Genomic DNA, 3,992 nt, shown 5'->3' on the forward strand with positions numbered 1-3,992 from the left:
CACCGCTCAAGCTCGTGCTGATCGAGGGCGAGGCGGACCGGCCGACCGTGCTCGACCACCTCGGCGTGGAGGTCGCCGGCACCGCCGAGGTCCACGCCGCCACCGCCCGGCTCGGGTCGCTGGGCCTCGCCACCGACGTGGAGAACGACACCACCTGCTGCTACGCCCTGCAGGACAAGGTCTGGGTGCACGGGCCGGGTGCGGAGCCGTGGGAGGTCTACACCGTCAAGGCCGATGCCCCGGACGCCTCTGGCGCGGGCCTCGCCGGTGCGGCCGGACCCGGGCCGTGCACCTGCGACACGCCCGCCGCGGCCGGGGTCGATCCCGGTCGCTGACCGTTGCCCTTGCGGAACCGTGCCGGCAGGAACGCCCTCGCCTTCCCGGCGAGCATCGCCACGGCCGGGCGGAGGTCGTGCCTGCCCGCGTAGGCGAGCATCAGGCCGCGGCACCGCAGCACGGCACGCCCGATCCCGGCGAGATCGAGCTGCCGGCGCGCGACGGAGCAGACGAGGGCAGGCGGCACGTTGCTCTCGCTCAGCCAGATCGCCGGTCGCGTCCGGCCGACCGGAACCGCCGGCGCACCGCAGGCGTCGCGGTAGGCCATCGCGATCAGGTTGACCCCGGCGGCCGCGGCGACGTTGGACTGCAGGTTGGGCCGCCCCACCGTGGGCTCGGTGACGTAGTACCGGCCGTCGCGACGGTCGCGCTTGACTTCCAGCGAGGCGAGCCCGACGAGCCCGGCGCGGTCGAACAGCTCGCGCGCCAGGCGGTGCAGCTCCGGATCGTCCGTGGTGGTGCAGACGGCCGTGTTGCCGGTTCCGACCGGCCATTGCAGCAGCTTGCGCCCGGTCCGGTACCCGAGCTCGCGCCCGTCGCGGTCGCGGTAGAGCAGGCAGAAGCGGACGTCCGCGTCGCCGCCGTCGATCCATTCCTGGACGACGTATCGGTCGCTCACCTCGAACAGCGGGAACGGAATCGCGGAAACCGCCTCCGGCGAATGCAGCACGTGTGCCTTGGTGCGCCCGCTGGCCGCACTCCACCGCCCGTTGCGCAGGTCCGGCTTCACCACCACCGGGAACGTGAGCCGGTCGAGGGCTTCGGTGAGCTCGCGCTCGCCGCAGACCACCTCCGTGCGCGGGATCGGGAACCCGTGCTCCCGCGCCCACGTGGCGAAGGCCGTCTTGTGGCCGAGTGTCCGCACGGTGCCCGGGTCCGGGAGGACGAACGCGTAGCGCCCGCTCAGCTGCTGCGCATGCCGCGCCACGATCTCGACAACGGTGTCCTGGCTGATCATCAGGACCTGGCGAGGATGGCGCGTGGACAGCTCGGTCAGCGCCCGCAGCCACCCCGACACCGAGTCCTCCCGCACGGGGAGGACGTCGGTCCACGACGAGGAGCGACAGCACGGCGATGCCGGGTCCAGGGCCAGCCCGTACACCGGCGTCCCCTCGTCCCGCAGGGCCCGCGCGATGCCCAACCCACCGGGCAGGTCCGCGCCCGTGACGACGACGGGCAGGCGCCCGTCCCGGTCTCCGGCGAACTCCTCGAATTCCACATGCTCACGCTATCCGCGGAATTGCCGACAGATCGCCTTGAGCATAAGTTCTTGCCGTCCGTTAACCGGTTTCTGGCGCTCTGCTCACCCGTTTTCCCCGATGCTTGCGAAATGACCGGAACGGCCCGGTGGACCGGCCTCGGTAGCATCGCCGACGTGGCATCCGTCCTGGTCGTCGAGGACGACGCGACGATCGGCGAGGTCCTCCAGGTGACCCTGCGGGACAACGGGCACGACGTGCGCCGCGTCCTCGACGGACGTTCCGCCCTCGCTGCTGCGCGGGACACCGTGTTCGATCTCGTCCTGCTCGACCTGGGCCTGCCCGATATGGACGGCGTCGAGGTCTGCCGCAGGATCCGGCCGCTGCAGGCCGCGGCGGTGATCGTCGTGCTCACCGCCCGCACCGCGGAGATGGACGTGATCGTCGCCCTGGAGGCCGGCGCCGACGACTACCTCACCAAGCCCGTGCGGCTGGGCGAGCTGCTCGCCCGCACGCGCGCCCACCTGCGGCGCATCAATGTGGCCGAACGGGTGCCTGCCGTGCGCCTCGGCGATCTCGTCGTCGATCTCGGGGCCCGGCGGGTGACGGTCGCCGGACGGGAGATCGCGCTGCGGGCCAAGGAGTTCGACCTGCTCGCCCGCTTCGCGCGCGACCCGGACGTCGCACTCAGCCGCGAGACGTTGATCGCCGACGTCTGGGACACGAACTGGTTCGGATCCACCAAGACGCTCGACGTGCACGTCGCGGCGCTGCGCAGGCGGATCGGCTCCGGCGGGCGGCTGCCGGCCATCACGACGCTGCGCGGCCACGGCTACCGGCTGGAGACCCCTCCGTCCGACCCGGCGGGCGACCTGCGGTGAGGCGGCGGATCGTGGGGCTCGCGGTGCTGGTCGCGAGCCTCGCCCTGGTGTTGTTCGGCGCCCCCCTCGCGTTCGGTGCGGCCCAGCTCGCCCTCGCCGACGAGCAGGCGTCGCTGCAGCGCCTCGCCGCGATCACGGCCCGGTCGGTGCAGAGCGAGCTGTCCCACGGCGAGCACATCGACGAGGTCCCCGTGGGCTCCGGGCTGTCCGTCTACGACGATCACGGCGAGCTGGTGGCGGGCAGCGGCGCTGATCCGGGCGATGAGGCGGTGCGCGCTGCGCTGCACGGGATCTCCTCGCACGGGCAGGGCGACGGGACGCTGACCGTCACTGTCCCGGTCCCCGGCGAGCACGACACGGTGCTCGGCGCCGTCCGGGCGGTCCGTCCGGTCTCCGTGATCTACCAGCACCTGATCCCGGCCTGGCTCGGCATGCTCGCCCTGGCGTTCCTGGTGCTGGGAGTCGTATGGCAGCTCGCACGGCGGCAGGCCCGCCGGCTGACCGAACCACTGGAGGCGCTCGCGGTGAACGCGCGGCGGCTGGGTGACGGCGACTTCGGTGTCCGCGCCGCCCCGGCGAACGTCGCCGAGATCGACGCGGTGGGCCGGGCGCTCAACGACACCGCCGAGCGCCTGGACGCGCTCCTCGCCCGCGAGCGGGCGTTCTCTGCCGAGGCGTCGCACCAGCTGCGCACGCCGCTCGCCGGACTGCGGCTGCGGCTGGAGTCCGCGCTCCTCGCCTCCGACGGGGCCTCCGACGGGACCTCCGACGGGACCTCCGACGGGGAGGTGCGGCGCGCGGTGCGCGCCGGGATCACCTCGGCCGACCAGCTGGAACGCACGATCGACGAGTTGATGCTGCTCGCCCGCGAGCCCGGTGCCACCCGTGGTGAGCCGATCGACGTCGGGGGGCTGGTGGCCGACGTCGCCGCAGCGCGCCGGGAGCGGCTCGTCCACGTCGGGCGCGGGCTCGACGAGGACGCCACGGCGGACCTGCCGCGGGCCCCGGTGTCGGCGGCCGCCATCCGGCAGGTCCTCGGCGTGCTGCTGGACAACGCCGAGGTGCACGGGGCCGGGACGGTCCGCGTGACGATCCGGGAGAGCGCGGGCGCCGTCGCCATCGACGTGGCGGACGAGGGCCGGGGCCTGGATCCGGACGCCATCGGATCGGCGCGCTCCGGCGGCATGGGCCTCGGGTTGGCCCTGCGGCTCGCCGAGGCGGAGGGCGGGCGCCTCGTCCTCACCCGGCCGTCTCCGCCCGTCTTCACCCTGCTGCTGCCGGTCGAGTCCACGTCGCCCGACGGCGTGCCCCGCTGAGCACGGGCCTCAGCGCCGCCGCAGCCGCGCGATCTCCGCGCGCGAGTGCGCCACGGCGGGCGAGTCCGCCCCACCGGACTCGCAGAGGTCGTGCGCGAGATCCCGTGCCGCCTGCAGGATGTGCTTCTCGCGCCGGCTGCTGATACCCGGCGCCCGCCCGCGGACGGCGGCGTGGCGATCGCGGCGTTGCCCGGCCAACGCGTCCAGCTCGGCGGCGGTGATCGTGCCCGCGGTGACCTCCGGCTGGAGGACCGCACGCA

4 protein-coding genes and 1 pseudogene are annotated in these 3,992 nt (G+C 73.9%); 3 read left to right on the forward strand and 2 right to left on the reverse strand.

The window, feature by feature from the left end; genetic code table 11:
* Positions 1–335: glyoxalase/bleomycin resistance/dioxygenase family protein (locus tag AB7J25_RS30375; RefSeq protein ID WP_428514787.1), on the forward strand; the 335-nt coding region annotated here is incomplete at its 5' end.
* On the opposite strand, the gene AB7J25_RS30380 is transcribed toward AB7J25_RS30375, so the two are convergent.
* A complete protein-coding gene (locus AB7J25_RS30380) occupies positions 218–1,555 on the reverse strand; it encodes a hypothetical protein (RefSeq protein ID WP_428514789.1) in 1,338 nt (445 codons plus the stop codon). The two genes, AB7J25_RS30375 and AB7J25_RS30380, sit on opposite strands and share 118 nt — an antisense overlap.
* Positions 1,556–1,711: 156 nt before the next feature.
* On the opposite strand from AB7J25_RS30380, the gene AB7J25_RS30385 reads away from it, so the two are divergent.
* A complete protein-coding gene (locus tag AB7J25_RS30385; protein ID WP_428514791.1) occupies positions 1,712–2,416 on the forward strand; it encodes a response regulator transcription factor in 705 nt (234 codons plus the stop codon).
* A complete protein-coding gene (locus AB7J25_RS30390; protein WP_428514793.1) occupies positions 2,413–3,732 on the forward strand; it encodes a HAMP domain-containing sensor histidine kinase in 1,320 nt (439 codons plus the stop codon). Before AB7J25_RS30385 ends, AB7J25_RS30390 begins: the two co-directional genes overlap by 4 nt.
* A 9-nt stretch (positions 3,733–3,741) precedes the next feature.
* On the opposite strand, the pseudogene AB7J25_RS30395 reads toward AB7J25_RS30390, so the two are convergent.
* A pseudogene (locus AB7J25_RS30395) lies at positions 3,742–3,992 on the reverse strand (PrsW family intramembrane metalloprotease); the annotation flags it as partial.

It is taken from the genome of Pseudonocardia sp., assembly GCF_050246655.1.
Taxonomy (GTDB): domain Bacteria; phylum Actinomycetota; class Actinomycetes; order Mycobacteriales; family Pseudonocardiaceae; genus Pseudonocardia.